This is a genomic window from Moorena sp. SIO4A5, assembly GCF_010672005.1.
GTDB lineage: Bacteria > Cyanobacteriota > Cyanobacteriia > Cyanobacteriales > Coleofasciculaceae > Moorena.
Genome location: NZ_JAAHHZ010000371.1, coordinates 1 through 4,667 on the forward strand (window position 1 = coordinate 1; position 4,667 = coordinate 4,667).

Here is a 4,667-nt window from a genome sequence, read left to right on the forward strand (position 1 = left end):
ATCTGATTCAACATCAGGCGCAATAAATTAGAGCCTGAGCGTTGGGTGCCGATCATAAAAATAGACATAACTTTGAGCTATCCTCATCACTGAATTCCAATTGCTGACCTTGATCACCGATTAAGTAGAAGCAGCCATCAGAAAACGTTGTGGTTGCAATGCAGCACAATAAAAGTTTGGTCTTCACCAAAGCAACTCTCCCTAGCTGTGAGTGGAGCGGTGTTTAGCTGACTAACCAAGCTCTGTCTAGTGGATAAATGCACAGAAATCACTCTTGACTTACTGCTGCAATAGGGGGTTTGAGTAGCAATGCTACAGAAACTTAAGCCCTTGACTAAAACTGAGGCAGCAATAAATGCTTTAACAACCGATAAGCGCGTTTATATCTTGGTTGTAAACAAAATTCTTGCTGTACAAGGCATGCATGTAAGAGGCAAAAGGCAAGAGGGGAAAGAGATACGGAGTTTTATTGGAGAAGAAAAAAAGACCTCCTATGTTTACATCTGATTTATAAACCCTATAAACCAGATCACACCTTCGTTAACTGATTACCCGATCCGGGATAACAGCCGAAAATTAAGCACTATCACTAAAGTAGATAGGTTAAATGATTGACATTTTAGGCAGTTAAACCAACAATCAAGGGTTTTAGCTATAGGGAACAGCGGATCTGGGAACAGCGGATCTGGGAACAGCGGATCTGGGAACAGAGGGTGACAGACATTTTATATATCTGAGTGCGTAAGTCCTGTGTCATACCAATTCTTAGCGCTCACACCGCTAAACATCAATTTCATCTCCCCATCTCCCGACTCCCGACTCCCGACTCCCGACTCCCGACTCCCGACTCCCGACTCCCGACTTCAAAAAATCTGTATCAATGAAATAAAACTGAAGCCAAACTGAGAAAAAAAAGCAAAACTGAGACAACTGAGACAAAAACTGAGACAACTATTATGCCAACTTATGCTATATAGCGCCTCTCAATAGAATTAATTTCATCGGTTGATGGTTCAACCTGAGATTAGTCTGAGAAAAATCTAAGCTCACCCTGGGCTAAGTATGAAAAAAATTATACAACTAAGCCTAGTTAAAATAACTGAGGTAAAAAACTGAGACAAAAACTGAGACATTAGGCTCTGATCCGAATGCCATTGTAGAAATATAGACACCTTAGCGGCTAGACAAAAGCGCTAATGCCCTGTTGAAAGCTATGGTTTTTGCCTAAGGGTCAATGTTTGCCTGAGGTTAAAAACATTACACTGGTCTATGGCCGGTAGACCAGTGTTTACTTCCAGTCTCAACTTCATTCACCAACTTCATTCACTTGCATTCGGAGGAACTTTGATGTCAAACACTTTTATTCCCACTGGAGAAACTCTAACCGAGCCCGTAGTACTACCTGGAGTAGGGGATTCTTTAACCGTATTCGGTACATTAGATGTTGATGGTAGTGCTGTTGATATCACCGGCACTAATGCCAGCATCTTTAACGCAGAAACAGGGACAATTGATGGTAGCTTCAACGGTGTCAACTTCTTTAATGGTGGTGCTTCTTCTGGCACATTAACCAACCAAGGCTTGATTACCAGTGATAGTCGTCCCGTCAACATCGGTGGTCAGAACATCAGGGTTGATAACTTAGCCCAGATTATCTCTTCTGCAAGTCCTCGGGATGGTGTCGTTTACGCTGACCAGACTGCTACATCCTATGATATTTTCAACGGTCCTGATGCTGTAATTGATGTGGGTGAGGGGAATGATGGAGATGCCATTTCTCTACAACTCGGTGCTAATGTCACAGGTAGTGTGGTTAATCAAGGTACGGTGATCGGACGTGGTGTGCCGGTGGGTAACAACCAAGCTACTGCGATTCGCCTCAGACAGGGTACTGACATCGGAGGAGCGGATGTCTCAGTCTTCAATGGTGATATTGTCAATGAAGGCACCTTGACCTCAGAAACTGACAGTGGTGTCCTGATTGAGTCGGGAGTCGAACTCAACGGTACAATCGTTAACAACGGTACGATTGATGGTGCTTTCAACGGCGTCAGCTTTGGCAATGGCGGTACCTCTTCTGGAGCGCTGCAAAATTTCGGTACTATCACTAGTGCTAGTCGTGCCGTAAATATCGGTGGTCAAGATATTAGCCTTCAAAACTTCGGTGAGATTCTCACCTCTGCCAGTCCCCGGGATGGTGTGGTTTACACTGACCAGAGTGCGCTTTCCTACTCGATTGTCAACGAAAGTAGTGGTCTGATCGATGTGGGTGAAGGCAATGATGGAGATGCCATTTCTCTACAACTCGGTGCTGATGTCACAGGTAGCGTGATTAATCGGGGTACGGTGATCGGACGTGGTGTGCCGGTGGGCAACAACCGAGCTACTGCTGTTCGCCTCAGACAGGGTACTAATACTGACCTCTCAGTCTTCAATGGTGATATTGTCAATGAAGGCACCTTGACCTCAGAAACTGATGCGGCAGTACTGATTGAGGACGGAGTCGAACTCAACGGCGAAATCATTAACAGGGGCACTATCAACGGTGGTGTTGTTGCAGGCAGCCCTCAGGTGGCTATTGATGTTCAGGATGCTGAGGGTGACGTAACTATTGTTAACCAAGGCACTATCAACGGCGATGTTCTACTCAGTGCGGGTGATGATACCTATGATGGTATCGCAGGCACTGTTAATGGTACTGTTTTCGGTAATGAAGGCAATGACACTCTGATTGGTGGTAGCGTTAATGATGTCTTGAACGGAGGGGTTGGCAATGACTTGTTAACTGGCAATTCAGGTGCAGACATCTTCGCCTTCGGCAGTGAAATCTTCCAAGACGGTCTCCAGGATTTTGACCAAATCACTGACTTTCAGGCAGGGGATAGCTTTGATTTCGCTGATGAGTTCTTGGGCAATATTAGTTTCGGTCGCGAAACAGTTAGTGGTCAAGAAGCGGTAGTAGCCATCCTTGGTGGCGAGGATAATCTGACTGTATTCGGCAATCTTGATGCTGCTGAGCAGGCACTTGATGCATTTGTGTAACACAACAGTTTAATCCCAAGACTGTTCCGATTAGTTCTTACATAAAAGGTGTTTACCCAAGACTGTTAGCGATCGCTAGTTAGATTAGCGATCGCATTTTTTATCTAAGCTCAATAGCTTACATAAAAACCATATAGCAGTTTTCAATTGGGTGAGGTATAAATTCCTAGGGAGTAGGGAGTAGGGAGTAGGGAGCAGGGAGCAGGGGGAGCATGTCACCTTTGTAATTAGGTACATGGATCCCCCCTCCTTAAAAAAGGGGGGAATTAGATGAAAAACTCCCTGTGATTAAGAATTCGATTCAATTCAAAAGTCCCCCTTATTAAGGGGGATTTAGGGGGATCTAAACCAGGAATTAACAAAACTGACATGCTCCCGGGAACAGGGAACAGGGAAAAAATCCTGTGTACCTCACCGAATTAAAAAACGCTGTAATATGAGCTCAAAATGATATAAGTCTGAATAAAATCGCAAAACTGATACAAAAACTGAGATAAATAGTCTTGATTACTATGCTATAACCACCCCTAAGCTTGTTGAGTATCTCTATTTATTGGTCAATCTGAAAGTAACTTAAACTTAATCTGAATACAGCCTTAAAATAATCTAATAAAAATCACAAATATCAGCTTAATAAAAACACTTGATTCAAAAACTGATGCAAAAAATGAGACAGTATTCCTGGCTCTGCTCATTACTCTAAAACTAGACAGGTAAAGAGGACAGGGTAATGTGGCAGAAAATCATCGTTTGGCTTATAACTGAAATTATTTTAAACTTGGTAGGAATTGATGACCTAGCGGACTATAGCGAATTCATCTTTGAGAAACAAGTCATTAATTTCAACAGCTCTCAGCTGTCAGCTGTCAGCCGTCAGCTCAATGCTTACGTTTGGGAGAATCATTTCCCCTAGCATCAGGGATGTCGGTAAGTGTGAATATTAAGGAGATAAAGCATCGAGTGATTACTATCTTTACTGGCTTTTTAAATAATAAGTTTGATAGTTTAAAGGGGACTAAATAGAGGTAATTTAGAATTAATAATTTAGAATTAATAATTTAGAATCGGGAATCGGGAATCGGGAATCGGGAATCGGGAATCGGGAATCGGGAATCGGGAATCGGGAATCGGGAATCGGGAACAAGTAATCCAAAATAGGTAATCCAGAACAGGTAATCCAGAACAGTAATAATAGTTGACTGCATCGCTACTCCCTACTCCCTACTCCCTACTCCCTACTCCCTACTCCCTATTCCCTATTCCCTGTTCCCTTTGCTAGATTTTTATGAATTTTCAGTAAAGTTCTTTTAAAGAGTTCTTAAATCATTAAAACTTAACTCATAGTTTATGAAATAATCCGAGAAATCGGGAGCATTTTGATTGATTAACATGAAACCTCGGATTGATCGACTTCTGCAAACAAGTCCCTTTGTTCTCTATTCTCTACTAGCTGCAACTACAGCATTAGGACAAATCACTCCAGATAATACCCTCGGTAAGGGGCTTGCAAATAAATAAGGTACCATTAGATAGGCTCAATCATAACATCCCATTTGGGAAGAGATTCAGACCTTTGCCACTGTTGTTTGTAGGGTTTTAGTTCATCCTCAGGCACCGTAATCTTT

At 42.7% G+C, this 4,667-nt stretch carries 5 protein-coding genes; 3 read left to right on the forward strand and 2 right to left on the reverse strand.

What is annotated here, in order from left to right; all coding sequences use genetic code 11:
- The first annotated feature begins 750 nt into the window (after positions 1 to 750).
- Both F6K57_RS37195 and F6K57_RS37200 read left to right on the forward strand, forming a co-directional pair.
- Positions 751 to 906 carry a hypothetical protein gene (locus F6K57_RS37195; RefSeq protein ID WP_293073323.1) on the forward strand — a complete coding sequence of 52 codons (156 nt, stop codon included), beginning with the start codon at positions 751 to 753 and terminating at the stop codon, positions 904 to 906.
- A gap of 441 nt (positions 907 to 1,347) precedes the next feature.
- Positions 1,348 to 3,042: a hypothetical protein gene (locus F6K57_RS37200; RefSeq protein WP_293073326.1), complete on the forward strand. Its 1,695-nt coding sequence runs from the start codon at positions 1,348 to 1,350 to the stop codon at positions 3,040 to 3,042.
- Positions 3,043 to 3,126: 84 nt separating this feature from the next.
- Here the strand turns inward: F6K57_RS37200 and F6K57_RS37205 are convergent, their stop codons facing one another.
- Complete coding sequence (locus F6K57_RS37205) at positions 3,127 to 3,279, reverse strand: hypothetical protein (RefSeq protein ID WP_293020166.1); 153 nt, start codon at positions 3,277 to 3,279, stop codon at positions 3,127 to 3,129.
- Positions 3,280 to 3,772: 493 nt separating this feature from the next.
- On the opposite strand from F6K57_RS37205, the gene F6K57_RS37210 reads away from it, so the two are divergent.
- Complete coding sequence (locus F6K57_RS37210) at positions 3,773 to 3,955, forward strand: hypothetical protein (RefSeq protein ID WP_293073328.1); 183 nt, start codon at positions 3,773 to 3,775, stop codon at positions 3,953 to 3,955.
- 145 nt (positions 3,956 to 4,100) lie between these two features.
- Here F6K57_RS37210 and F6K57_RS37215 read toward each other — a convergent pair whose 3' ends face one another.
- The gene (locus tag F6K57_RS37215; RefSeq protein ID WP_293073331.1) at positions 4,101 to 4,247 is read right to left on the reverse strand and encodes a hypothetical protein; all 147 of its coding nucleotides are present in this window, start codon (positions 4,245 to 4,247) and stop codon (positions 4,101 to 4,103) included.
- Positions 4,248 to 4,667: the final 420 nt, after the last annotated feature.

Bases quoted from the DNA above. Each gene is read 5' to 3' on its own strand.
- F6K57_RS37200 (WP_293073326.1), top strand. From the start codon at position 1,348: ATGTCAAACACTTTTATTCCCACTGGAGAAACTCTAACCGAGCCCGTA.
- F6K57_RS37205 (WP_293020166.1), bottom strand. From the start codon at position 3,279: ATGTACCTAATTACAAAGGTGACATGCTCCCCCTGCTCCCTGCTCCCT.
- F6K57_RS37210 (WP_293073328.1), top strand. From the start codon at position 3,773: ATGTGGCAGAAAATCATCGTTTGGCTTATAACTGAAATTATTTTAAAC.
- F6K57_RS37215 (WP_293073331.1), bottom strand. From the start codon at position 4,247: ATGCAGTCAACTATTATTACTGTTCTGGATTACCTGTTCTGGATTACC.